Origin of the sequence: Streptomyces regalis (genome assembly GCF_001509475.1) — a bacterium.
GTDB classification, from domain to species: domain Bacteria; phylum Actinomycetota; class Actinomycetes; order Streptomycetales; family Streptomycetaceae; genus Streptomyces; species Streptomyces regalis.
In genome coordinates, this window is record NZ_LLZG01000334.1 from 42,292 (window position 1) to 66,838 (window position 24,547).

At 70.1% G+C, this 24,547-nt stretch carries 22 protein-coding genes, 1 tRNA gene and 1 pseudogene; 10 read left to right on the top strand and 14 right to left on the bottom strand.

The features are described 5' to 3' along the window. The first annotated feature begins 184 nt into the window (after positions 1 to 184). Positions 185 to 1,483: a class I SAM-dependent methyltransferase gene (locus tag ADL12_RS28150; RefSeq protein WP_062706629.1), complete on the top strand. Its 1,299-nt coding sequence runs from the start codon at positions 185 to 187 to the stop codon at positions 1,481 to 1,483. Between the two features lie 214 nt (positions 1,484 to 1,697). Here the strand turns inward: ADL12_RS28150 and ADL12_RS28155 are convergent, their stop codons facing one another. Both ADL12_RS28155 and ADL12_RS28160 read right to left on the bottom strand, forming a co-directional pair. Next, positions 1,698 to 4,232, bottom strand: coding sequence for an ABC transporter permease (locus ADL12_RS28155; protein WP_062706631.1), 2,535 nt, complete (start codon positions 4,230 to 4,232; stop codon positions 1,698 to 1,700). Continuing rightward, entirely contained in the window at positions 4,232 to 5,002 is a 771-nt protein-coding gene (locus ADL12_RS28160) for an ABC transporter ATP-binding protein (RefSeq protein WP_062706633.1), read from the bottom strand. The genes ADL12_RS28155 and ADL12_RS28160 overlap by 1 nt, the downstream gene beginning before the upstream one ends. Positions 5,003 to 5,395: 393 nt before the next feature. Between ADL12_RS28160 and ADL12_RS28165 the strand changes: the two genes are divergently transcribed. From ADL12_RS28165 to ADL12_RS28175, 3 genes are all read left to right on the top strand, one after another. After that, positions 5,396 to 5,479 (top strand) — tRNA-Leu (locus ADL12_RS28165). A 158-nt stretch (positions 5,480 to 5,637) separates the two neighbouring features. Further along, complete coding sequence (locus ADL12_RS28170) at positions 5,638 to 6,813, top strand: 4-hydroxybenzoate 3-monooxygenase (protein WP_062706635.1); 1,176 nt, start codon at positions 5,638 to 5,640, stop codon at positions 6,811 to 6,813. Positions 6,814 to 7,027: 214 nt separating this feature from the next. Further along, positions 7,028 to 7,939, top strand: coding sequence for a Bax inhibitor-1/YccA family protein (locus ADL12_RS28175; protein WP_062706637.1), 912 nt, complete (start codon positions 7,028 to 7,030; stop codon positions 7,937 to 7,939). A 242-nt stretch (positions 7,940 to 8,181) separates the two neighbouring features. Here the strand turns inward: ADL12_RS28175 and ADL12_RS28180 are convergent, their stop codons facing one another. Then, a complete protein-coding gene (locus tag ADL12_RS28180; protein ID WP_062706639.1) occupies positions 8,182 to 8,376 on the bottom strand; it encodes a DUF4287 domain-containing protein in 195 nt (64 codons plus the stop codon). A gap of 104 nt (positions 8,377 to 8,480) precedes the next feature. On the opposite strand from ADL12_RS28180, the gene ADL12_RS28185 reads away from it, so the two are divergent. After that, positions 8,481 to 8,792, top strand: a complete 312-nt coding sequence (locus ADL12_RS28185; protein WP_062706641.1) for a hypothetical protein — start codon at positions 8,481 to 8,483, stop codon at positions 8,790 to 8,792. A gap of 42 nt (positions 8,793 to 8,834) precedes the next feature. Here the strand turns inward: ADL12_RS28185 and ADL12_RS28190 are convergent, their stop codons facing one another. From ADL12_RS28190 to ADL12_RS28200, 3 genes are all read right to left on the bottom strand, one after another. Continuing rightward, positions 8,835 to 9,647 (bottom strand): hypothetical protein, encoded by an 813-nt coding sequence (locus ADL12_RS28190; protein WP_208614634.1) that lies wholly within the window; start codon positions 9,645 to 9,647, stop codon positions 8,835 to 8,837. Between the two features lie 315 nt (positions 9,648 to 9,962). Then, positions 9,963 to 11,183 carry an acetyl-CoA C-acetyltransferase gene (locus ADL12_RS28195; RefSeq protein ID WP_062706645.1) on the bottom strand — a complete coding sequence of 407 codons (1,221 nt, stop codon included), beginning with the start codon at positions 11,181 to 11,183 and terminating at the stop codon, positions 9,963 to 9,965. Between the two features lie 298 nt (positions 11,184 to 11,481). Next, positions 11,482 to 12,507 (bottom strand): SGNH/GDSL hydrolase family protein, encoded by a 1,026-nt coding sequence (locus ADL12_RS28200; RefSeq protein ID WP_079052321.1) that lies wholly within the window; start codon positions 12,505 to 12,507, stop codon positions 11,482 to 11,484. 159 nt (positions 12,508 to 12,666) lie between these two features. Here ADL12_RS28200 and ADL12_RS28205 point away from each other — a divergent pair, with 159 nt between their 5' ends. After that, positions 12,667 to 14,055: a cystathionine beta-synthase gene (locus ADL12_RS28205; protein WP_062706649.1), complete on the top strand. Its 1,389-nt coding sequence runs from the start codon at positions 12,667 to 12,669 to the stop codon at positions 14,053 to 14,055. A gap of 346 nt (positions 14,056 to 14,401) precedes the next feature. Here the strand turns inward: ADL12_RS28205 and ADL12_RS28210 are convergent, their stop codons facing one another. From ADL12_RS28210 to ADL12_RS28235, 6 genes are all read right to left on the bottom strand, one after another. Further along, the gene (locus tag ADL12_RS28210; protein WP_062706651.1) at positions 14,402 to 14,833 is read right to left on the bottom strand and encodes a hypothetical protein; all 432 of its coding nucleotides are present in this window, start codon (positions 14,831 to 14,833) and stop codon (positions 14,402 to 14,404) included. Between the two features lie 91 nt (positions 14,834 to 14,924). Beyond that, positions 14,925 to 15,857, bottom strand: a complete 933-nt coding sequence (locus tag ADL12_RS28215; RefSeq protein ID WP_062706653.1) for an ABC transporter substrate-binding protein — start codon at positions 15,855 to 15,857, stop codon at positions 14,925 to 14,927. Positions 15,858 to 15,866: 9 nt separating this feature from the next. Continuing rightward, positions 15,867 to 16,529, bottom strand: coding sequence for an ABC transporter permease (locus ADL12_RS28220; RefSeq protein ID WP_062706655.1), 663 nt, complete (start codon positions 16,527 to 16,529; stop codon positions 15,867 to 15,869). Position 16,530: 1 nt separating this feature from the next. After that, positions 16,531 to 17,172 (bottom strand): ABC transporter permease, encoded by a 642-nt coding sequence (locus tag ADL12_RS28225; RefSeq protein ID WP_062706657.1) that lies wholly within the window; start codon positions 17,170 to 17,172, stop codon positions 16,531 to 16,533. Continuing rightward, positions 17,169 to 18,221 carry an ABC transporter ATP-binding protein gene (locus ADL12_RS28230; protein WP_062706658.1) on the bottom strand — a complete coding sequence of 351 codons (1,053 nt, stop codon included), beginning with the start codon at positions 18,219 to 18,221 and terminating at the stop codon, positions 17,169 to 17,171. The genes ADL12_RS28225 and ADL12_RS28230 overlap by 4 nt, the downstream gene beginning before the upstream one ends. Positions 18,222 to 18,658: 437 nt before the next feature. Continuing rightward, complete coding sequence (locus tag ADL12_RS28235) at positions 18,659 to 19,258, bottom strand: ribonuclease FAU-1 family protein (RefSeq protein ID WP_062706660.1); 600 nt, start codon at positions 19,256 to 19,258, stop codon at positions 18,659 to 18,661. Positions 19,259 to 19,414: 156 nt separating this feature from the next. Here ADL12_RS28235 and ADL12_RS28240 point away from each other — a divergent pair, with 156 nt between their 5' ends. Then, positions 19,415 to 20,932 (top strand): aromatic amino acid ammonia-lyase, encoded by a 1,518-nt coding sequence (locus tag ADL12_RS28240; RefSeq protein WP_062706662.1) that lies wholly within the window; start codon positions 19,415 to 19,417, stop codon positions 20,930 to 20,932. Next, entirely contained in the window at positions 20,929 to 21,789 is an 861-nt protein-coding gene (locus tag ADL12_RS28245) for a MurR/RpiR family transcriptional regulator (RefSeq protein ID WP_062706663.1), read from the top strand. The genes ADL12_RS28240 and ADL12_RS28245 overlap by 4 nt, the downstream gene beginning before the upstream one ends. 34 nt (positions 21,790 to 21,823) lie before the next feature. Here ADL12_RS28245 and ADL12_RS51100 read toward each other — a convergent pair. Continuing rightward, a pseudogene (locus tag ADL12_RS51100) lies at positions 21,824 to 22,265 on the bottom strand (zinc ribbon domain-containing protein); the annotation flags it as partial. Between the two features lie 35 nt (positions 22,266 to 22,300). Here ADL12_RS51100 and ADL12_RS28250 point away from each other — a divergent pair. Together ADL12_RS28250 and ADL12_RS28255 are read left to right on the top strand one after the other, a co-directional pair. After that, the gene (locus tag ADL12_RS28250) at positions 22,301 to 22,900 is read left to right on the top strand and encodes a hypothetical protein (protein ID WP_244188082.1); all 600 of its coding nucleotides are present in this window, start codon (positions 22,301 to 22,303) and stop codon (positions 22,898 to 22,900) included. An 11-nt stretch (positions 22,901 to 22,911) separates the two neighbouring features. Further along, positions 22,912 to 23,310 carry a hypothetical protein gene (locus tag ADL12_RS28255; RefSeq protein ID WP_062706741.1) on the top strand — a complete coding sequence of 133 codons (399 nt, stop codon included), beginning with the start codon at positions 22,912 to 22,914 and terminating at the stop codon, positions 23,308 to 23,310. Between the two features lie 208 nt (positions 23,311 to 23,518). On the opposite strand, the gene ADL12_RS28260 is transcribed toward ADL12_RS28255, so the two are convergent. After that, the gene (locus tag ADL12_RS28260) at positions 23,519 to 24,424 is read right to left on the bottom strand and encodes an NmrA family NAD(P)-binding protein (protein ID WP_062706665.1); all 906 of its coding nucleotides are present in this window, start codon (positions 24,422 to 24,424) and stop codon (positions 23,519 to 23,521) included. Positions 24,425 to 24,547: the final 123 nt, after the last annotated feature.

Here is a 24,547-nt window from a genome sequence, read left to right on the forward strand (position 1 = left end):
CTCCGCCCGCTGAACGAACCGAAGGACCTCCCGCCATCCGTGGTGCGGGAGGTCCTTCGGCGTCTGCGGTTGCCGCACATCTTTTGACCTGGCTGTAACGCGCACGGGGGACTGCGTCGGAGCCCCTCAGGTGTTTACGTGGTGACTGGACATTCCGGGGTCACACATCACGGAGGTGTGCGCCATGGCAGACGCCGCGGTGCGGCTGAAGGGCCTTCTCGAACAGTTGCTGGGAACTCCGCTCTCGGTGCGCATCCGCGCCTGGGACGGTTCGCAGGCGGGTCCGCCGGGCGCGCCGACACTCGTCGTGCACAACCGCCGTGCCGTACGGCGGCTGTTGTTCAAGCCCGGTGAGTTGGGGCTCGCCCGGGCCTGGGTCGCCGGGGACCTGGACATCGACGGGGATCTGTACGCCGCCCTCGACCTGCTCGCCGGGTTCGTGTGGGAGCGGGGAGAGGACACGCGGAGCCTGTCCGAGGCGCTCCGGGATCCCGAAGTACGCGCCGCCGTACGCGGGCTCGTCAAGCTCGGCGGACTTCCGCTGCCGCCCGCACCGCCGCCGGAGGAGGTGCGTCGGGTCCGCGGCCATCTGCACACCAAGCGCACCGACAGACGCGCCATCAGCCACCACTACGACGTCGGCAACGACTTCTACGAGATCGTGCTCGGGCCGTCCATGGTGTACTCCTGCGCCTACTGGCCGGCCCCGCCCCCGGACGGCACCCTCGAAGCCGCCCAGCACGACAAACTCGACCTCATCTGCCGCAAGCTCGCCCTCGGGCCCGGTCAGCGACTCCTCGACGTCGGCTGCGGCTGGGGCTCCATGGCCATGCACGCGGCCCGCGAGTACGGCGTGAGCGTCGTCGGCATCACCCTCTCCCAGGAGCAGGCGGCCTACGCCCGCAAGCGCGTCGCCGACGAGGGGCTCACCGACAAGGTGGAGATCCGCGTACAGGACTACCGGGATGTCGAGGACGGTCCGTACGACGCGATCTCCTCCATCGGGATGGCCGAACACGTCGGCGCCGAGCGGTATCTGGAGTACGCCGATGTGCTGTACCGGCTCCTGAAGCCCGGTGGGCGGCTGCTCAACCACCAGATCGGGCGGCGGCCGCAGCGGGACGAATCCTCGTACCAGGTCGACGAGTTCATCGACTCGTACGTCTTCCCCGGCGGCGAGCTCCAGCCCATCGGCGTCACCGTCGCCCAGCTGGAGCGGGCCGGCTTCGAGGTGCGCGACGTGGAGTCGATCCGTGAGCACTACGCACTGACCCTGCGCCGCTGGGTCGCCAACCTGGAGGCCGACTGGGCGCGGGCCGTCAAGCTCACCAGCCCGGGACGCGCCCGTGTCTGGCGGCTGTACATGGCCGCCTGCGCGCTCGCCTTCGAACGCAATCGCATCGGGGTCAACCAGGTGCTGGCGATCAGAACACCCGACTCCGGTGACTCCGGGATGCCGTTGCGGGCCCGTACCTGGGGCTGAAACGCCAAGGGCCCCGCTCCCTCCCGGGAACGGGGCCCTTGTGCCAGGGGGTGTTTCGAGAGTCCCGCACAGCACCCGCCGCGCCCGGCACGCACCCTCGCCGCACCGGCCAAAGGCCCAAGTAGCTCCGCTACGAGGGCCTTCGTCCGGCACGCCGAGGGCACGCACCGGACACCGCGGGCACCGCACGGGACTCTCGAAACACCCCCTACGGCTATTCCGCCTTGATCGCGTTCAGCATGTTCAGCCTCGCGGCGTTGCGGGCCGGCCACAGCGCGGCCAGGACGCCCACCAGACCGGCCAGCACCAGGAAGATCCCGATCCGGTCCCAGGGCAGGACCAGCGCGTAGCCCGGGATCTCGTCCGCGATCGTCTCGCCGATCGCCCAGCCGAGGAACGCGCCGAGACCGATGCCGACCGTCGCGCCGAACACCGAGATGACCACGGCCTCCAGTCGGACCATCCGCTTCACCCGTCGCCGGTCGAGACCGATCGCGCGCAGCATGCCGATCTCCTGCTGCCGCTCGAAGACCGACATCGCGAGGGTGTTGACGACACCCAGCACGGCGATGATCAGGGCCATCGCCAGCAGGCCGTACATGATGTTCAGCATCGTGTTGATGACGCCGCCGAACTGGTTGCGGATGTCCTGCTGGTCCATGACCGTGATCGCGGGGTTGTCGCCCAGCGCGTCGACGAGGACCTTCTCGTTCGCCGCGGACTGGCCGCCGTCCACCTTCACGAAGATCTGCTGGATGGAGGGCTGCACCTCGTGCGGGTTCACGACCTTCGTGTCGACGAGGACGGGGGAGAGGAACTCGCTGTCCTTGAAGACGGCGCCGACCGTCAGCGTGTCCTTCTTCTCGTCGTTGAAGGTGACGCGGACGCTGTCGCCGGGCTTCCAGCCCTTGCTCTTGGCCGTCTTCTCGGCGACCGCGATCTGGCCCTCGGCGAGCGAGTCGATGTTGCCGCTGACGACGTCGACGTTCAGGACCTGCTCGATGTCGCCCGGCGTGACCGCCGAAGCGGAGACGTAGTCGTCGTCACCGGCCTGGAAGTAGACGCTCTGCTGCGGCGAGACCGCCGAGACGCCCTTGGCCTTCTCCAGCGCCGTCAGTGCGGACTGGTCGAGGTCCCCGCCGTTCGCCATCGAGACCATGTAGTCGGCCTTGATGGTGTCCGTGGTCATCTTGTCGATGGCCGTGCCGACCGTGGCACCGAGCACCGACAGGCCGGTCACCAGCGTCAGTCCGATCGCCAGCGCCGAGGCGGTGGCGCCGGTGCGGCGCGGGTTGCGGACCGCGTTCTGGCCGGCCAGCTTGCCGGACACCCCGAAGGGGCCGACGAGCAGCGGACGGACGAGCGCGATCACGGGCCGGGACAGCAGCGGGATCAGGATGATCACACCGATCAGCGCGAAGAACGCGCCCCCCGCGATGTACATCCGGCCGGTGTCACCGCCGGACGAGGCACCCAGCACGATGCCGACCGCGCCGAGAGCGGTGATGGCGGCACCGATGGAGTTGCGCACCACCAGCGACTTGGTGGTCGCCACCGCGTGGACGCTGCTCATGGCCGCCACCGGCGGGATCTTCGCGGCCCGGCGGCCGGGCAGCCAGGCGGCGAACATCGTGATCAGCACACCGACGCCGATCGAGGCGATCACCGGCGTGGCGGACAGGATCAGCGGGCCGTCCGGAATCTTCATGCCGAACGCGGCCATGCCGGACCGCAGACCGACCGCAAGGCCGATGCCGAGGACGAAGCCGACCACCGAGGCGACCAGGCCCACCACCGCGGCCTCGGCGAGCACCGAGCGGGTGATCTGCTTGCGCGACGCGCCGACGGCCCGCATCAGCGCGATCTCCTTCGTGCGCTGGGCGACCAGCATCGTGAAGGTGTTGGAGATCAGGAAGATCCCGACGAAGAGCGCGATGCCCGCGAAGCCGAGCAGGACCTGCTTGAGCGAGCCCAGACCCTGTTCGATCTGCTCGGCCTGCTCGTCCGCGAGCGCCTGGCCGGTCTTCGCCTCGGCGGTGTCCGGCAGCAGCGGCTTGACCGCGTCCAGGATCTTCGCGTCGGACGCGCCGGGCGCGGCGGTGACGGTGGCGCTCGCGAAGTAGCCCGGCTTGAGGTACTGCTTCTGGGCGACCGCGGTGTCGAAGAGGACAAGGCTGCCGCCGGCGTTCACGGCGCCGTCCTCGGTGGTGAACACGCCGCTGAGGGTGTACTCCTTCACCGGCCCGTTCGTGGCGACCCGGACCCGGTTGCCGACCTGGTACTCGCCCTTGGCCGCGGACTCCTTGTCCAGGGCGATCTGATCGTCCTTCACCGGGCCCGAGCCGTCGGTGAAGGTGTAGGCGGGGTCCTTGCCGTCCTTGCCGGGGGCGAAGTTGGAGCCCTTGTTGGACCAGCCGACGCCGATCAGCTTCCCGTCGGGGTCCGCGACCCCGGCGAAGCCGTCGACGCGGCCGTACGCGGCGTCGACGCCGTCCACCGCGGAGATCTTGTCGAGGGTCTTCCGGGAGAGACCGGGCTCTTGCTTGGCGTCGTCCTGGTCGGCGTACGAAGTGATGGCGACGGCGACGTCGTCGTAGCTCTTCGCCGACTGGTTGCGGAAGGCGTTGGAGAGGGTGTCGGCGAAGACCAGGGTGCCGGAGACGAACGCGACGCCGAGCATCACGGCGAGCACGGTCATCAACAGCCGGGCCTTGTGCGCGAGTACGTTGCGCAGGGCGGTGCGGAACATCAGCTGGTGCGGCCCTTCGCGTCGAACTGCTTCATGAAGTCGAGGACGTTGTCGGCGGTCGGCCGGTACATCTCGTCGACGATCCGTCCGTCCGCGAGGAACACCACGCGGTCCGCGTACGCCGCCGCCACCGGGTCGTGGGTCACCATCACCACGGTCTGCCCCAACTCCCGCACGGAGTTGCGCAGGAAGCCGAGCACCTCGGCGCCGGAGCGCGAGTCGAGGTTTCCGGTCGGCTCGTCGCCGAAGATGATCTCGGGCTTGGAGGCCAGCGCGCGGGCCACGGCGACGCGCTGCTGCTGGCCGCCGGAGAGCTGGGCGGGACGGTGGCTGAGGCGATCGGCCAGGCCCACCATCCGGATGACCGAATCCACCCACTGCTTGTCAGCCTTGCGGCCCGCGATGTCCATCGGAAGGGTGATGTTCTCCAGGGCGGTCAGCGTCGGCAGCAGGTTGAACGCCTGGAAGATGAAGCCGATCTTGTCCCGGCGCAACTTGGTCAGCTGCTTGTCCTTCAGGGAGCCCAACTCCGTGTCGCCGATGCGCACCGAACCGGAGGAGAAGGTGTCCAGGCCGGCCACGCAGTGCATCAGCGTGGACTTGCCGGAGCCCGACGGGCCCATGATCGCGGTGAACTCGGCCTGCCGAAACTCGACAGAGACCCGGTCCAGGGCGACCACCTGGGTCTCGCCCTGTCCGTAGATCTTCGACAGATCCGTGGCACGCGCGGCCACGGTGGTGGCCCGGCCGGCGATGGATGCGGTGGTCACGAGAAGGCGCTCCTGAGGGACGACGGTGTGTTCGAAGGGACGTCATCCATCGTCCTGGCCGAAGAGCGCCGTGTAGTCAGTCGCAGTTCCGGTTCCGAAGGCAGACTGCGGATGGACCGGACACCGCCGCGTCATACCTGAGGATGACGGGGACCCCTGACGGGCCGTCGCGTCGAGAACAGGTGGAGCGTCCTCGTTCGGACGGTGAAATTCCGTCATTCCGTATGCGCCGCCGAGCGCCGCACGTAAGGCTATTGGCAAGTGCGGATGGCGCGTTCCGTGGGCTGATGCACCCTCAGGCATCAATAAAATAAGACAACATCGGTCCGCCCGTCCGCTGTTCGAGGGACGTACCCCGATAGGCTCGGAACCTCGATGCGGAGCCCATGGCCTGCCCAGATGGTGGAATGCAGACACGGCGAGCTTAAACCTCGCTGCCCCTTCGCGGGCGTGCCGGTTCAAGTCCGGCTCTGGGCACTTCGAGTCCTTCCTTCCCTTCAAGTTCCCTTCAAGACTTCACGCACGCCCGTTGACAGCGGGCGTGCGCGGCCGGAGACTCGGTCAGGAAATGGTGAATAAAAATTCACTGCACGAACAGAGCCAGTGAAGAGATGAACAGCGAAGGGAAGCGACCGATGCGCACCACCGTCGGCATCATCGGAGCGGGCCCCGCCGGCCTCCTCCTCGCCCGGCTGCTCCACAACGCCGGCATCGACTCGGTCGTCCTGGAGAGCCGCGACCGCGCCTACGTCGAGCACCGCCAGCGCGCCGGAATCCTGGAGCAGGGCACGGTGGACGTGCTGCGCGTGGCCGGCGCCGGGGAGCGCATGGACCGCGAGGGCCTGCGGCACGACGGCATCGAGCTCCGCTTCGACAAGAAGCGCCACCGCGTCGACTTCCCCGCCCTCACCGGCGGCCGGTCCGTGATGGTCTACGCCCAGACCGAGGTCTGCAAGGACCTCATCGCCCTCCAGCTCAAGGAGGGAGGCCCGCTGCTGTTCGAGGCGGAGGCCCTGGCGGTCGAGGGCGCGGACACCGACAGCCCGCGCGTGCGCTTCCGGTACGAGGGGAGCGAGGACGTCCTCGAATGCGACTACGTCGTCGGCTGCGACGGCTTCTGGGGCGTGTCCCGGGGGGCGATCCCCGCCGAGCTGACCCGGGTCTTCGAGCGGACGTACCCCTTCGGCTGGCTCGGCATCCTCGCCGATGTCGCCCCCTCGCACGACGAGCTGGTCTACGCCCGCCATGACCGCGGTTTCGCCCTCCTCTCCATGCGCTCCCCGTCCGTCTCCCGCCTCTACCTCCAGGTCCCCGAGGGCACGGACGCCGAGGCGTGGAGCGACGAGGCGATCTGGGCGGAGCTGGAGCGCCGCTTCGAGACGGCCGACGGCTGGCGCCTGGAGCGCGGCCCCGTCACCCAGAAGTCGGTCACACCCATGCGGTCGTACGTCCACGAGCCCATGCGCCACGGCCGTCTCTTCCTCGCCGGTGACGCGGCGCACATCGTGCCGCCGACGGGCGCCAAGGGCCTGAACCTGGCCGTCGGGGACGTCGTCACCTTCGCGAGGGCGCTGACGCACGAGAGGGAGACGGGCTCGGCGGAGCTCCTCGACGCCTACTCCGCGACCTGTCTGCGCCGCGTCTGGCAGGCCGAGCGGTTCTCGTACGACATGACGACACTGCTGCACCGCGCCCCCGACGCCACGCCCTTCGAGGACCGGCTCCAGCTGGCGCGACTGGAGCGGATCGCGGGGGCGAGGGCCGCCGAGACGGATCTGGCCGAGGGGTACACCGGCTTTCCGTTCGGGTGATCACACCTGTACGGCGGGGGAGTGATCTCCGGCCGGTTCCGGCCGCGTACCAGGTTCGTCATGAATGAGCCCCTCCGTGGCTGGGAATCACCCGGCCGCGTAGCGTGTTGCGCAGCATGACGAGGGAAAGATCCTCCCCAAGCAGTAGGGTCAATCCTTTGCCTACCTATTACTCTTGAGCCAAGGCCGCGCCTGGCGGCCATGGAGGAGTGAAATGAGGAGCAGCAACCCGGTCTTCTCGCGACGGGGGTTCAGCCGCGACAACGGCTACGCGGGCTTCAACACCGCGCCGCAGGCCGGGGGCGCCGCTGTCGGCACGCAGGCCAACCCGTACGCCCAGCCGCAGGCCGGCAACCCGTACGCGCAGAACCCTTACGCCCAGAACCCGTACGCCCAGCAGGACCTGCAGCACGGCGCACCGCCGCAGGCCCCGGCCACCACCGGCCGGATGACGCTGGACGACGTCATCCTGCGCACCGGCACCACGCTCGGCGTCCTGATCGTCACGGCCGCGCTCGCCTGGGCGCTGCTGCCCGTCGACGACGCGAACATCAGCCGGTCCTACGGCATCGGCATCGGCGCCGCGCTGATCGGCATGGTGCTGGCGTTCGTCCAGTCCTTCAAGCGCAAGGCCTCGCCGGCGCTGATCCTGACGTACGCCGCGTTCGAGGGCGTGTTCCTCGGCGTGATCTCCAGCATCGTCGACAACCGCATCGCCAGCGGTGCGGCAATGCAGGCGGTGCTCGGCACGATGGCGGTCTTCGCCGCGGTGCTGGTGGCCTACAAGGCCGGCTGGATCCGCGTCAACCGCCGCTTCGTCGGCTTCGTGATGGCGGCCGCGCTCGGCTTCATCCTGCTGATGGCGGTCAACCTGCTGTTCGCCGTCTTCGGCGGCGGTGACGGCCTCGGCTTCCGCAGCGGCCCGCTCGGCATCGTCTTCGGTGTCATCGGCATCCTGCTCGGCGCCTGCTTCCTCGCCCTGGACTTCAAGCAGGTCGAGGACGGCCTCGCCTACGGCGCGCCGCGCGAGGAGGCCTGGCTGGCGGCCTTCGGCCTCACGCTGACGCTGGTGTGGATCTACATGGAGTTCCTGCGGATCATCGCGATCCTCAACAGCAGCGACTAGCACCGACCGGCATCGCAGCGAAGGGCCCCGGGTACGTACCCGGGGCCCTTCGCCGTCTGTGCGCGCCTAGGGCCGGTCTGACAATTCCCGCCTGCCCCGCGGCGCCTGGCACGCACGCTCGCCGCGTTGCCGAACCGCCCACGTGGCTCCGCCACGAGGGCGCTCCGGCGCCTTGCGATCGCACGCACCAGACGCCGCGGGGCCCGCCCTCCGGGCGGACGACGGGAATTGTCAGACAGGCCCTAGTGGACGATCGCCTTCGCGTGGCCGTACGCGAGGTCGTATTCGTGGCGAAGCCAGCTGACCTTCTCTTCGAAGCGGAAGAGAGCCGGTCCGTCTTCTACGGTGCGGAGCCAGTCGGAGACTTCACGACCGGTGCAGTGGGGGATGCGGGCGAGCATGTTGCGGTGGGTCTCCTCGGAGAGGACGTGGGACATCGGCGCCTCCGGACGCAAAGGGGATGTAAGCCGGTCCTTCAGGTCACGGTGCCTGAGCGTTCGCCTGTTGGCAACAGTCGTGGTGCGACGCGTAGGTTTGTGGGGTGGTTGATACGACGCCCCTGACTCGTGCCGTTGATCACTTCGCCGACCGCTTGAGGGCCGCGCCCCAGAGCCGGCTGCAGAGAGGCGCCGCCGGCGAAGCGTTGCGGCTGGCCAGGGAGTTGGCTCGGTGGGCACAGGTTCTGGAGGTGCCCGGGGTGGAGCCTCGGGAGATGCCGGACGCCGGGATGTTCGCCGCGGCCGACCAGATCACCGTGGCCGTGCACGACTTGGCCCTCGTACTCACGAACGAGGGTGAGATCGAGGACGCGCTGAGGCTGGTGGAGGAGGCACAGAAGCGGGCAGGGGTGTGACCCGGGCTTCAACCGTTACAGGGACGCCTTACAGGGGCGCGCTCACAGGGACGCTATGACCCTGTCCGCCAGGATGTAGACGTTCTCCTCGCCGCAGGCGAAGGTCAGGGTGTACGCCCCCGACACTCCCGAACCGCCCAGCAGCACCGGCGTCTCGCCTGCGCGCAGGGCCGCCGCCAGGCGTTCCGCGGTCTCGCGGTGGCCCGGGGTCATGCAGAGCGTGGTGCCGTCGGCGAAGACGTAGACGTCGAGAGTGCCGAGCGGGCCGGGGCGGACGTCGGTCAGTTCGGTGGCGCAGGCGGCCAGTTCCTCAAGGGTGGACACCGTACGCTCATGGTCGTTCACCGCAGGTGAGGAGACCGGGACGAAGTCCGGGTGGGAGGGGTGGCGGCGGCGGGCCGCGGCCAGCTCCGGGGAGTCACCGGCGGTGCCCCCCTGCATGAAGTCCTTGGGGGAGAACTCGTCGGCGTCCGCGGTCGTCTCGCTCACCGGCTCCAAGTGCTCCAGGCCCGAGAAATCGGCCTGACGGGGCAGGAACAGCTCGCTGTCGGACAGGCCGAGCAGCGTGGGCGCGTCGGAGGCGTCACGGGCCTCCTGGGCGGCCCAGAAGGCGCGCGCCTCGGCCAGCTCCCGCTCGCGTTCCTCGGCGAGCGCATCGGCCACCGCGGCGCGTATCTCATCGGTGTCGGCGGAGATGCGGGCGGGCGGAACGAGACCGCGGGCTGCAGCCGCGTTGGTCTGTGCGAGCTCGGTGTGCAGGGCCGCGACCTGTCGGCGCAACACCATGAGGGTGCGCAGGACGGCGACGCCCACGGCGCCGGTGGCGGCCGTGGTGAGCAGCAAAGCGATCGGCATGGCGCTCACTGACGTACTCCCGGTTCAAAGTCGACCCCCGACTTCCTACATCAGCTTGAAGGGCGGACTATCCAGCTGTCAGTGCGTAACGTCACGAAACGGGCAGGCTTTTGGGTCCTGTGTTTCATGGTGAAGCGGCTCTGACCTGCGTAAATCCCTCTGCGAAGGGAGATAGGTCACATCCTGGGGGAGATTGGATCACAAAACGGCCCAGAACCTTGGAGTTTCCCGGGTTCTGGGCCGAAGGCTCACGCTGGGTGGTGAGTTGACTACCTAGGGGCTCGTGGGTGGTGGTTCGGATTGGTTCAGCTTGGTTCAGCTCAGGCGCTCGATGACCATCGCCATGCCCTGGCCGCCGCCGACGCACATCGTCTCCAGGCCGAACTGCTTGTCGTGGAACTGGAGGGAGTTGATGAGCGTGCCGGTGATGCGGGCGCCCGTCATGCCGAAGGGGTGGCCGACGGCGATGGCGCCGCCGTTGACGTTCAGCTTGTCGAGGTCGATACCCAGGTCGCGGTAGGAGGGGATCACCTGGGCGGCGAACGCCTCGTTGATCTCGACCAGGTCGATGTCGTCGATGGTCAGGCCGGCGCGGCGCAGGGCCTGGTTGCTCGCCTCCACCGGGCCGAGGCCCATGATCTCCGGGGAGAGGCCGGAGACGCCGGTGGAGACGATGCGGGCGAGCGGGGTGAGGCCGAGCTCGCGGGCCTTGGTGTCGCTCATGATGACGACCGCTGCGGCGCCGTCGTTGAGCGGGCAGCAGTTGGCGGCGGTGACCAGGCCGTCGGGGCGGAAGACCGGCTTCAGGCCCGTGACGCCCTCCAGGGTGACGCCGGGGCGGGGGCCGTCGTCCTTGGAGACGACCGTGCCGTCCGGGGTGGTGACCGGGGTGATCTCGCGCTCCCAGAAGCCGTTCTTGATGGCTTCCTCGGCGAGGTTCTGCGAGCGGACGCCGAACTCGTCCATGTCCTGGCGGGTGACGCCCTTGACGCGGGCCAGGTTCTCGGCGGTCTGGCCCATCGCGATGTAGGCGTCCGGCACGAGGCCGTCCTCGCGCGGGTCGTGCCAGGTCGTGCCCTCCTGCTGGGCCACGGCGGCCGTGCGGGCCTCGGCCTCGGCGAACAGCGGGTTGTGCGTGTCCGGGAGGCTGTCGGAGTTGCCCTTGGCGAAGCGGGAGACCATCTCGACGCCGGCCGAGATGAAGACGTCGCCCTCGCCGGCCTTGATGGCGTGCAGGGCCATGCGGCTCGTCTGGAGGGACGAGGAGCAGTACCGGGTGATGGTGCAGCCCGGGAGGTGGTCCATCCCCATCTGTACGGCGACGATGCGGCCGAGGTTGTTGCCCTGTTCGCCGCCGGGGAGGCCGCAGCCCAGCATCAGGTCGTCGATGTCGCGCGGGTCCAGCTCGGGGACCTTGGCGAGGGCCGCCTGGATGATCGTGGCGGTGAGGTCGTCGGGGCGCAGGTCTTTCAGGGAGCCCTTGAAGGCGCGGCCGATGGGGGAGCGGGCAGTCGAGACGATCACGGCTTCGGGCATCACGGCTCCATGGGCGGTACGTGGGGATGGGCAGGGCTGCTTGGGAAGTTACCCGTACGTACGTCCAGGGTCACGGGTAGTGCGGTGTGACCCTGGCCGCAGTTTTCTAAGCGCTTGCTTTTCTCGCCCCCGCCGCCCCTACGCGTCCCATCCTGAAGGGGCGCTGCCCCTTCGACCCCGGCTCCTGGGGGCCTGCGGCCCTCAGACCCCCGCTTCGGCCCTGAACGGGCCTCGTCCTCAAACGCCGGACGGGCTGGATGATGCCGACCGGCGCTGAGAAAGCGATGCCCGGAGGCCTTCACGGGGACGGCGTCACCGGGGCTCGGTCCGGTTCGGGGACGCGGCGGCGACGGCGGCGCTTCAGTAGCACCCACGGTCCCTTCGGGCCCGTCGGCATCGCTGCCGTGACCTCCGTGCCCGCCTCCGACGCGGCCTCGGCCGCCGCGCGGGCCACCGGGAGGAAGCCTTCGCGGCGGGTGACGTCGGGGCGTTCCTCTTCCGCCGGCCACAGGCCGAGGGCCGCGCAGACCGTCGGCAGGACCGCCATCGCCGCCGTGGCGTAGCCCTCCGCCGAGGGGTGGTAGTTGTCGGGGCCGAAGAGTTCCCGCGGGTTCGCCGCGAACTCGGGGCCCAGCAGGTCGCCCAGCGACACCGTGCGGCCGCCCTGTTCGACGACGCCGATCGTCTGGGCGGCCGCCAGCTGGCGGGAGGCCCGTCGGGCAAGCCAGCGCAAGGGCTGCTGGACGGGTTCGATCGTGCCGAGGTCGGGGCAGGTGCCGACCACCACTTCCGCGCCGGCCGTGCGCAGCCGCCGTACCGCCGAGGACAGGTGGCGGACCGAGCGCGTCGCCGGCATGCGGTTCGTGACGTCGTTGGCGCCGATCATGATCACGCAGATGTCGGGCAGCAGGGCGGGGTCGGCGAGGACCAGGGCCACCTGGCGGTCCAGGTCGTCCGAGCGGGCGCCCGGCAGGGCCACGTTGCGCAGCAGCACCGGGCGTTCCGCCACCGCCGACAGGCCGGAGGCCAGCAGCGCGCCCGGGGTTTGACCTGCCCGGTGAACGCCCTGGCCCGCGGCCGTCGAGTCGCCCAGGATCGTCAGGCGCAGCGGCGCTTCACCGGGGTTGTCGTACAGGTGGCCGTAGCGGCCGTCGGCGTTCGGTACGTGGTTGTCGGTGCCGTTGCCCACATGGCGCCTTGCCAGCCGCACCTCGGCGAGGAGGAGACCGACGGCCGCCGCGCCGGCCAGACCGATCCCGCCTCCGCCGTACGCAGCGCCTGCCGCGATCCGCCGGGCCACCCTCGCCCTCGACATGCTCGTCATGCGTCGCCGCCACCTCCTCATAGCCGTACACCCACTGCTTGCCCCGCACGGACCGTGGCCCAATCCCAACGGCGAGTGAACGACCTCTACGAGCCCTCCGCAGGCCATAGGCTGGCGGAACCACGACGACCACCTCTTTTTCAGCATCCGGAGACAACGGTGCATTTCCACGACTCGATGATCAGCCTCGTCGGCAACACCCCGCTGGTGAGGCTCAACAACGTGACCAAGGGCATCCGGGCGACCGTCCTGGCCAAGGTGGAGTACTTCAACCCGGGCGGCTCCGTGAAGGACCGCATCGCCCTGCGCATGATCGAGGCCGCGGAGGAGAGCGGTGCGCTCAAGCCCGGCGGGACCATTGTGGAGCCGACCAGCGGCAACACCGGTGTCGGGCTTGCCATCGTGGCCCAGCAGAAGGGGTACAAGTGCATCTTCGTGTGCCCCGACAAGGTCAGCACCGACAAGATCAATGTGCTGCGGGCGTACGGCGCCGAGGTGGTCGTGTGCCCGACCGCCGTCGATCCCGAGCACCCGGACTCCTACTACAACGTGTCGGACCGGCTGGTGCGGGAGACGCCGGGCGCCTGGAAGCCCGACCAGTACTCCAACCCCAACAACCCGCTCTCCCACTACCACTCCACCGGCCCCGAGCTGTGGGAGCAGACCGAGGGGAAGATCACCCACTTCGTGGCGGGCGTGGGGACCGGCGGGACGATCTCCGGTACCGGCCGCTATCTGAAGGACGTCAGCGACGGCAAGGTGCAGGTCGTCGGCGCCGACCCCGAGGGCTCCGTGTACTCCGGCGGATCCGGGCGGCCGTATCTCGTCGAGGGCGTCGGTGAGGACTTCTGGCCGACCGCCTACGACCGGACCGTCGCCGACGAGATCGTCGCCGTGTCCGACAAGGACTCCTTCCAGATGACCCGGCGCCTGGCCCGTGAGGAGGGCCTGCTCGTCGGCGGCTCCTGCGGCATGGCGGTCGTGGCGGCGCTGCGGGTCGCCGAGCGGCTCGGGCCGGACGATGTGGTGGTGGTGCTGCTGCCCGACAGCGGGCGCGGCTACCTCAGCAAGATCTTCAACGACGAGTGGATGGCCGACTACGGCTTCCTCGAGGACGAGGGCCCGAGCGCGCGCGTCAGCGACGTCCTCAACGACAAGGAGCACGGCGCCATCCCCTCCCTCGTCCACATGCACCCGGACGAGACGGTCGGTCAGGCCATCGAGGTGCTGCGCGAGTACGGCGTCTCGCAGATGCCGATCGTGAAGCCGGGCGCCGGCCACCCGGACGTCATGGCGGCGGAGGTCGTCGGGTCCGTGGTCGAACGGGAGCTGCTCGACGCGCTGTTCACCAAGCGGGCCTCGCTCGACGACCCGCTGGAGAAGCACATGTCGTCCCCGCTGCCGCAGGTCGGCTCCGGTGAACCGGTCGGCGACCTGATGTCCGTACTGGGCGCGGCCGACGCGGCGATCGTCCTCGTCGAGGGCAAGCCGACCGGTGTGATCAGCCGGCAGGACCTGCTGGCCTTCCTCGCCAAGGGCGGGAAGTAGCGGCAAACCTGCGGTGAACGGACCCTGTCCGCGGCGAACTTGCGGTGACCGGGGCCGCCCGGGCCGTCGCGGAACTGGTACGAGCGCGTCACGTCCGCGCAGCACCGGCTTAACACGGGTCCGGCACATTAGTGGGTGTCGGCAGGGCGGGAGCGGCTCCCCGCCCCGGCCGACGCCGAACGGCGCCAAGGACCTCCGGAGCGGCTCCCGGACCTCCATGGACGCCTAGGACGCGTAAGCCCGGCCTGACCCGGCCCGCGTCCCTCGCGGGGACCGCCGTCGTCCCGCCCCCCGGTAACGGGGGTGCGGCGGTCCCCGCGGATATTTTTTTGGGCCGCCTCTCGGCTCAGTCCTCCCAGCGGTCCTCGTCCCCGGCCGGCTTGCGGCGCAGGCCCCGGAAGAGCCCGGGATTCGTCCGCACCGCCTGCACGACGTTCACGCCGACGATGCCGATCCACGTGACCAGCAGGCCGGGGAGGTGGGCTGTGCCGGCGCCGATCCCCGACAGCGGGATCGCCAGGACCAGCGAGACGATGCCGAAGCCGAAGCGCTCGCCGAAGGAGTCCGTGGACTTCGGTGACCTGGTGCCCCGGGCCGTCACCATCTGCTGCTCCGCCAGCTGCCGCCGCAGACGGCGCTCGACCGCCCCGTCGATGCGCTGGTCGACCTTCTCCATGAACGAGTCGACCAGCGCGGACTCGTACTCCTCGCCCAACTCCCTGCGCGCTTGCAGGGTGGCGTTGAGTTCCTTCTTGAGCTCGGTGTCCCGCGCGTCCATTCCGGTCATACGACTCACGGTAGGCAGCGCGGGCGAGCGCCGCACTGGGGTTAGCCCCCCTGTTGGACTGGGGGTACACGGCAGGGCGCCGTCACTTCACCAACCCGTGCTCCTCGGCGTAGGCGTTCGCCACGTCCTCCGGGTCCTTCTTGTCCTTGTCCACCTGCCGGTTCAGCTCGGTGAGCTGGGCGGTGGTCAGGGTGTTGCCGAGGCGGGCGAGGGCCTTGCGGACCGTGGAGTCGGCCTTGCGGTCGGCGATGAGGGGGACGACGTGCTGGCCGGGGATGAGGTTCTTGGGGTCCGACAGCACCACCCAGTTGTTGGCCTGGATGTCGGTGTCCGTGGTGAACAGGTTCGCCACGTCCACGTCGCCCTTCTTCAGGGCGCCCTTGACCAGCGGACCCGAGGAGTCGAGGGACTTGAACTCCTTGAACTCCACCCCGTACACGTCCTTCAGGCCGACCGCCCCCACCTCCCGCTTCTTCACCTCGGGCGCTGCGCCGATGACCAGCTTGCCGTTCTGCTTCTTCAGGTCGGCGAGGGAGGTCAGGCCGTACTTCTGGGCCGTCTCGCGGGTGACGACGAAGGCGTCCGAGTCCTCGGCCATGCCGTACGGCAGCACCTGGAGGCCGCCCGGGAGTGCGACGGTGAGGGCGTTCTGCATCTCGCCCTCCTCGGTGGCGGTCGCCTTGGGGGCGACGTAGTGGAGCAGGGCGCCCTGGTACTCGGGGAGCAGGTCGATGTCGCCGCCCTTGAGGGCGGGGATGAGGATCTCGCGGGTGCCGAGGTTGGGGCGGACGGTCACCTTCACGCCGGCCTCCTGCAGCACGGCGGCGTACAGGTATCCGAGCACCTGGTTCTCGGTGAAGTTGGCGGTGCCGATGGTGATGCCGCCCTTGCTGGAGCCGCCGCCGGCGGAGGAGGTTCCCTGGCTGTCCAGGGATGTGATGCCGCTGGAGCAGGCGGCGAGGGCGGGGACGGAGGCGGCCGCGAAGAGGCCGCCGAGGAGAGTGCGTCGGTTCATCGGAGGTCCCTAGGCAGTGCGGTGGCGGAAGAGGAAGCGCTGGAGGCCGGAGAGGGCCAGGTCCAGGGCCACGGCGACCACGGCGACCAGCACCGCGCCGCCGAGCACCTGGACGAGGTCGCGCTGGGCGAGGCCGTCGAAGACGTAGCGGCCCAGGCCGCCGAAGGAGACGTACGCGGCGATGGTGGCCGTGGCCACGACCTGGATGAGCGCCAGGCGCAGGCCCGTCATGATCAAGGGGAGGGCGAGGGGCAGCTCCACCTGGAACAGGACCTGGTGGCCGCGCATCCCCTGCCCGCGCGCCGCGTCCTTCACGTCCGGGTCGACGGCCGTCATCCCCGCGTAGGTGTTGGTGACGATCGCCGGGACCGCGAGGGCGACCAGGGCGACGTAGACCGGGAGCATGGACAGTCCGCCGGCCAGGAAGACCAGGACGACCAGGCCGACGGTCGGCAGGGCGCGACCGAAGGACGCGAGGTTGATCGCGAGGAAGGCGCCCTTGCCGGTGTGGCCGATCAGCAGGCCGAGGGGGAGGCCGATCGCTGTCGCGATGAGTGTGGCGAGGAGGGAGTACTGGAGGTGTTCGGCCAGGCGGTGGCCGATGCCGTCCGGGCCGGACCACTGCTCGCCACTGACCAGCCAGGCGCCGAGGTTGCTGAAGAGTTCGTACATGTCAGGCTCGCCGCCTCCGCCAGGGGGTCAGGACGTACTGCAGGGCGACCAGAGCCGCGTCCGCGACCACCGCGAGCAGGAGGGTGAGGACCACTCCGGCGATCACCGGGGTCGGGAAGTTGCGCTGGAAGCCGTCGGTGAAGAGCTGGCCGAGGCCGCCGTCGCCGATGTAGGTCGCGACCGAGACCAGGGAGATGGACATGACGGTCGCGATCCGCACGCCCGCCATGATCACGGGGAGGGCGAGCGGGAACTCGACGGTCAGGAGCGTGCGAAGGGGGCGCGTGCCCATCGCCTTCGCGGCCTCCTTCACCTTCACCGGGACCGAGTCGAGGCCCTCGACCGTGTTCCGGAGAAGGACGACCAAGGTGTAGACCGTCAGGCCGATCACGGTCGTGGTGCGGGTGAGGCCGGAGACCGGGAGCAGCAGGACGAAGATCGCGATCGACGGGATCGTGAACAGGACGTTCGACAGGCCCAGCAGGAAGCCGCGCAGGGGGCGGATCCGGTGGGCGATCACCGCGAGGGGGAGGGAGATGAGGACGCCGAGGAGGACGGCGGTGAGCGCGGCCTGGAGGTGGGAGATCGTCAGGGTGGTGAGGTCGTCGGTGTGGTCGCCTATCCACGACCAGTCGATGGTCATGCGGCCACCCGGGCCTCGGTGTGGGCCTGTCCGGCGTGGGCGTGGATGTCGTCGCGGGACGTGACGCCGGTGAGGGCGCCCTCCGCGTCGACGCGGGCTATCAGGCCGGTGGGGGAGGCGATCGACTCGTTGAGGGCCGACAGGAGCGAGTCGGTGTCCTTGAGCGGTCGTACGGGGAGTTCGGCGGCCTTCGTGTCCTTCGCGTCCTTCGACGCCCAGTACAGGGGCTTGTTCGCCGCGTCGAGTACGAGGCTCCAATTGCCGGCTTCCGGTGCCGGGCCCTGCGGGACGTCCGCGAGCGTGCGCAGCGACAGCAGCTTCAGGCCGCGCTCGGCGCCGAGGAAGTCGGCCACGAAGTCGTCGGCCGGGCGGGCGAGCAGCTCGGCGGGCGGGGCGCACTGGACCAGATGGCCGCCGGTGCGGAAGATCGCGATCTGGTCGCCCAGCCGCACGGCCTCGTCGACGTCGTGCGTGACGAAGACGATGGTCTTGCTCAACTCCTTCTGTAGACGCAGGAGTTCGTCTTGGAGCTGGGTGCGCACGACGGGGTCGACCGCGCCGAACGGCTCGTCCATCAGCAGGACGGGCGGGTCGGCGGCGAGCGCCCGGGCGACGCCGACGCGCTGCTGCTGGCCGCCGGAGAGCTGGTGCGGGTAGCGCTTGCCGGCGTCGGCCGCGAGGCCGACGGTCTCCAGCAGTTCCGCCGCCCGGGCGCGGGCCTTGCGGCGGCTGAAGCCGAGCAGCAGCGGCACGGTGGCGATGTTGTCGAGCACCGTGCGGTGCGGGAACAGGCCCGCCTGCTGGATGACGTACCTGATGGAGCGGCGCAGCTCGGCGGCGTCCTGGCGGGTGACGTCCTTGCCGCCGACCCGGATGGTGCCGGAGGTCGGCTCCACCATCCGGTTGACCATCCGCAGGGTGGTCGTCTTGCCGCAACCGGAGGATCCGACCAGGACGGTCACGCCGCCCTCCGGCATCTCCAGGGAGAGGTCGTGGACTGCTGTCGTGCCGTTGGGGAAGCGCTTGTGGACCGCGTCGAACTGGATCATGAGATGTCCTCTGCCCGGCTGTATAACCTCATGCAGAGTTCTCGGTGCCTGAATAGATTGTCAATACTCTGCTGTTAATCCGGGGTAACGGATGGCCGGTGGGCGGGATCGGCTGACCGGCTTGGTGGCGTTCGAGGCATATGTCGTCTCGGATCGTGGACGCATCCCCTGTGTCGGGTCCGGCTGCGGCGAGCTATGGCGAGCTACGGGCAGCTACGGGTAGCTACAGCGAGCTTCCAGCCACTGAGCCGGCCGCTCGCGCCCTGGCCGGGACGGCTCCCGGCGGGTCGGCCGGTGTCCGCCGGGGCGCGGCCGCCGTCCCCGTCGAGGGCGGCGGCGTACGGATCGAGCCAAGGGTGACCTGGACCGGCTGGTCGAGGGCGTGACGGGCAACCTCGACAACGATCCGGCGGGCCAGGTCGGCCGCGACTATCTGTTCACCGTGAGGCGTCGTCCTCGAGGGGCGCCGGCGCGGGGACGTCCCAGTCGGTCGGTGCCCGCCAGTTACGCCACTGCTCCCACCAGCACGCGCCACGCTCGACGAGATCCACGACGGAGGCGGCCGCCACACGCACGGCGTCCGCCTCCTCGGCGTCGAAGCCGCCCGTGCGCACTCGCTCCTCGAAGTGCTCGACGTCCTTCCACCGGTACGGGGAGCCGTCGCCGGGGATGATCAGGTCCAGCTCGTGGTCCAGCGTGTCGAACCCGCGCTCCGTACGGACGAGGGGGGCCTGGAAGTTGACGTACCACTCCGACAGGACCCCGTCCTCCCATCGGCCCCACACGGAATAGCCGTCCCCCGGGCGCTGCAGCTGCAGGACACCGCCGGACTGCCACACGTGCTCGAACTCGATCCAGGGGTGCAGGCCCCAGCGGAAGTCGCCGCGTCCGAAAGTGAGCGGCGTGCCCTGGGCCAGGTACACGGCGAGCGCACGCTCGTCGTCACTCGCGACCCGCACGGGGTACACGAGCCATTCGCGGCCGGACAGAATCTCCCGCCGGACGATGACCTCACCCTTGCGGAACCGTGACCTCATGCCGCCCCACCCTAAGCGCCCCGCCGATGTGGACGGCTTCCCGGCGGGGAAAATGGATCATGAGATGTCCCTTGCCCGGCTGCATAACGTCATGCAGAGTTCTTGGTGTCTGAATAGGACGTCGATGCCGCACGGATTGAGGGGTGTCTGAGCTTTATGTCGTCTCGGATCGTGGACGCACCCGGCGCTGTGCACACCGGGCACACCGGCCTGGTCGTCCTCGACGGGATCGGGCTCGGCGTCGAGGACGTCGTGCGCCTCGCCACCGGGGCCGCGCGCCCGGTTCCCGCGAGCGACGCGATGAAGCGCGCCGAGGAGTCCTGGGACGCCGCCCGCCTCATCGCCGCGACCGGGCGCGTCTACGGCCGCTCCACCGGCGTGGGCGCCAACCGGAACGAGGACGTGCCCACCGACGCCGCCGCCGAGCACGGCCTGCGCCTGCTGCGCAGCCACGCCGGGGCCATCGGCGAGGAGCTGCCCGCCCGGCAGGTGCGGGCCATGCTCGCCGTACGCGCCAACCAGCTGCTCGCGGGAGGTGCCGGCCTGCGGCCCACCGTCGTCACGGCGCTCTGCGAGGCGCTGGAGAGCGGGGCCCACCCGGTCGTGAACGAGTTCGGCTCGGTCGGCACCGGAGACCTCGCGGCGCTGGCGCAGACCGGCCTCGCGCTGGCCGGCGAGCATCCCTGGCGCGGGTCCGGGGCGCCCGAGCCGCAGCCGCTCGACAACAACGACGCCCTCGCGTTCATCAGCAGCAACGCACTCACCCTCGGCCAGGCGGCCCTGGCCCTGCACGAACTGCGCGGGCTCGTCGCCGCCACCCAGGTCGTCGCCGCCCTGTCGCTGCTCGCCGTCGACGGCTCCCACGAGGCGTACGCCGCCCCCGTGCACACCGCCCGACCGCACCGGGGCAGCACCGAGGTCGCCCGCCGCATGCGGGAGCTGATCGGCGCCGAGGACCGGCCGACCCCGCCGCTCGGCCGCATCCAGGACCCGTACGGCTTCCGCTGCCTGCCCCAGATCCACGGCCCCGCGCACGACGCGGCCGACGCCCTGGAGGAGGTGCTCGCGGTGGAGATCAACGCCGCCGCCGAGAACCCCCTCATCTCCCCCGAGGACATGGCCGCCTACCACCACGGCGGCTTCTACCAGGCCCAACTCGCCCTCGCCCTGGACCACTTCAGGCTGGCGCTGACCCAGGTGGCCCGGCTGTCGACATCCCGCCTGTCCACCCTGAACGAGCCCGCCTACACCCGCCTCAAGCCCTTCCTCGCCGACCCCGAGCCCGCCTCGTCCGGCGTGATGATCCTGGAGTACGCCGCCGCGGCCGCCCTCGGCGACCTGCGGGCCTTCTCGGCCCCCGCCTCGCTCGGCCACGCTGTACTCTCCCGGGGCGTGGAGGAGCAGGCCAGCTTCGCCTCGCTCGCCGCACGGCAGACACTGCGCGCGTGCGGCGCGTACCGTCTGGTCGTCGGCTGCGAACTCGTCGCCGCCGTACGGGCGTTGCGGCTGCGCGACCTCCGGCCCGACCCGGACCTTCCGGTGGGCCGGGCGATGGAGCTGGCCGAGTCGGTGCTCGACGACGACCTGGCCGACCGGCCGCTCACCGACGATGTGACGGCTGCGGCCGCACTGCTGGACCGGTTCACGGACATCTGGAGGGGGAGCGCGGCATGAGCGCGGACAGGAACACGATCGGGACGGACAGCCCCGCCGCGCGACTTCAGGCGCTCTTCGAGGGGCACCGGCTCACCCCGACCCAGCGGCGCATCGCGCACAGCATGGTGCGGCGCGCCGCCGACGTGCCGTTCCTGTCCAGCGTGGAACTGGCCGAACTGGCCGGGGTCAGCCAGCCGTCCGTGACCCGCTTCGCCGTCGCCCTCGGCTTCGACGGCTACCCGGCGCTGCGCAGGCACCTGCGCGAGGTCGCCCCCGTGGAACCGGCGGCGGACGCCGGCTCCTACAACGAGTACCAGCAGGCCGTCGAGGCCGAGATCGAGAACCTGCGGCACCTGGCCGAGGTACTGGCCGACCCGCGCCCGGTGCAGAAGGCCGGGCGCCTGCTCTCGGCCTCGCGCCCGCTGCCCGTCCTCGGCCTGCGGGCTGCGGCCTCCCAGGCGTACGGCTTCGCCTACTTCGCCGCCAAGGTGCACCCGGACGTACGGCTGCTGCACGAGGGCGGCACGATGATCCACGACCGGATCGACGCCGCCGTACGGGCCGGGGCGACGGCGCTGCTCTGCTTCGCGCTGCCCCGGCACCCACGCGAGGTCGTGGACACCCTCGCCTACGCCAAGGAGGCCGGGCTCACGGTGGTGACGGTGGCGGACTCCGCCTTCGCACCGGTCGCCAAGGTCTCCGACCTGCTGCTGCCCGCCGCCGTCGGCACGGGCCTCGCCTTCGACACGGCCTGCGCGCCGATGCTGCTGGGCCGGGTCCTGCTGGAGGCGATGTGCGACGACCTGCCGGACGCGCAGGCGCGACTGGAGGAGTTCGACGCGCGGGCGGCGGCGCGGGGGCTGTTCGTCGATTGACTGCTCCCTCTCGCAGATGAGGGGGATTCCTGGCTCAGGCCGCCTCCTGGAGCTGCGCTCCAGGAGGTCTTAGCCCTCGACACCAGCCGGGGCCAGACCTGCCCGGACGAGCATCACGCGGGCGGAGTTCTTGTCCCTGGGGGACACGAGCCCGCACGCGGTGCAGGTGTAGGTGCGTTCGGACAGGGGTAGTGCGTGCTTGGTTCTCGCTCCGCACTGGCCACAATCCATGGTGGTGTGCCCATGGTGGTGTGCGCGGGATGTACGAGGCGCACGTCCCGCCCGTGCTTGCGCCCCATCTCGATCAGCGCCTTCTTCGTCGCGCCGATCGCGGCGTCGGCCGCCTTGCGCGCCATGCTGGTCCTGGCGGGGAACTTCGGCTTGAAGTCCTCCACCGCGATCACGTCATGGTCCCGCGCGACCTTCTTCGCCCACTTGCGGGCCGCATCCTGCACGGCGGCGGGCCGCCTGGCCCGCGCCCGCTTTTCCCGGCTCGGAGATCGCCGTCGGGATGCAGCTCAAGCACGTCGCCACCCGGGCGCTCGCGAACACCACCACCCAGGGCTACACCGAGGCCTCGCCCGCCTGGGCCCAGCATCTGAAGACCGCCATCAGCGAGCGCCGTTTCGAGCGGCTGGCCGAGCTCTTCGCCGCCGACGGCCGCGGCGAGCCGATCGGCTACGGACCGGGCGCCGATCGCATGCGCGAGACCTTTGCCGCCATCCGAGCCAAGGCCGCCGAGATGACAGCAACTAACCAGGCGCAGCGCGGCGATCTCCGGGTCGAACTCGACCTCCTGCGCCGCACGCGCTTGTCCGTCCGTTTCGGCAAGCTCAACCACTGCACCATGGACGACGCGAACCCAGTCGGCGCCAAATGCCTGGAGGACGCGATCGTCCCCGAAGGTCACCAAGGCCCGCTGATCGACCGCTGCCAACCCTCCCGCTGCGCGAACAGCGTCATCGCCCCCGCTCATCTGCCCATCTGGACTGTGGAACGAGCCTCGCTCACCGACCTGCTCGCCACCCGGAAGCTCCCGCCCAACCGCCGGGCACTGCTCACCGAACAGCTCCACGACGTCGACCGCGTAATCCCAAAGGCCACCGAATGACCCCTCCGACGGTGTCCGCCCAGACAGAGCAGGCCCTGCGCGAGGCGATGGAGCGTCTGTTCACCGGCCGGCCCATCCGTACCGACGGCAAGCTGACCAAGAACAACCTCTGGCGAGAGGCCGGCGTCAGCCGAGCCACGATGAACCGTGCAACCGTCCTCCTCGCGGAGTGGGACAACCGCGTCGGCCGAAGCCCCGCCAGCCTGCACGACCAACATCAGCAGGAGGAGATCACCCGCCTCCGGCGACAACTGAGAGGTATCCGGCAAGAGCGTCAACGACTTCAGCAGCAGGTTGATGCCGCAGCGACCGTCATCGCCACTCTCCACGCCGAGAACGCCGCCCTCCGCGAGCAACTCACCAACTGCTCCGACGTCGTGGTCCCACTGCCTCTCGCCCGCCGAGAGTGAGCCGACTTGAGAGACGGGAAAGGTGGGCCATGTCAGCCCAACACCGGCCACCTCTATGCCCGTCCAGCACCAAGCGTCGATACACACGGGGCCGCGGCACCCAGGACGGGACAGACGTGTCGCCCATGGCAGTCGCTTTCGGGCCCAACGTCGACGTGCCCGACCGCGACTTCGGTGATGCCCCCTCCTCCTGGGATTGCTGCGGCAGTCAGCCGAGGTAGAAGTCCTTGCGGACGGCGACGAACTCCTCGACGGTCAGAGGCCGCTTCCCGGTGATGCGCTCGACGTCGATGGTCGCCCTGTCGTAACGGTTCGCGCGGTGCAGCTGCGCCATGGTCGCGATGTGCTGCTCGGTGTGCTGTGGCAGGCCCGCGTTCGCGAGTACCTCTGTGCGCCACCATTGCAGGGGGACGTCCAGATAGGTCACCGTGCGGCCGAGCGCCTTGGAGAACTCCTGGGCTACTTCGGTCATGTCGAGCGCCCGCGGCCCCGTCAGCTCGTACACCTTCCCGGCGTGCTCCCCGGGATTGCGCAGGATGGTCGCGACCACCTGGGCGACGTCGTCGGCAGCGACTGGCGAGGTGCGTCCGGTCCCGAACGGCAGCGCCAGCGTGCCGTTCTCGCGGATCGACCGCGCCGCGAGGGCGGTGAACAACGGATTGTCGAGGAACGTCGTCGGGCGCACGTGCACCACGGGCAGGCCCGACCAGTCCAGCACCTGCTCCGCCAGCCAGTGCAGCCGCTGCTGGTGGGATTCCGCGGTGCTGGTGGCGGTCATCTGCGACACCGTCATCTGCGACATGTCCACCAGCATGTCGAGTTCGCCGTGCGCCTTCGCGACCGTGGCCATGACGGTCGCCGCCAGCAGGTGGTCCGGGGACACACTGAGCCCGAAGTACGTCCGGCGGACGCCGTCGAGCGCGGCCGCCACCGTTTCAGGCCGGGTCAGGTCCCCGGTGACGACCTCGGCGCCCAATGCCCGCACCTCGGCCGCGCGGTCGTCCTCGCGGCGGATCAGGACGCGGACCGGCACGTTCTGCGCGCGCAGCCGCTCGGTGACGAGGCGGCCCATGCCGCCGGCGCCGGTGACGAGAACGAGGTCGTGATCAGCCATCGGTGGCTTCCTTCCGGAGGGGTTCGCCTCGGCCAGGCCCTGGCCGCTGCACGGGCGGTAGTGCGTTTTGGTGCTCGACGTCGCTGCTCGGGGTGAACACCATTTCCGCCGATCCGCCGATCG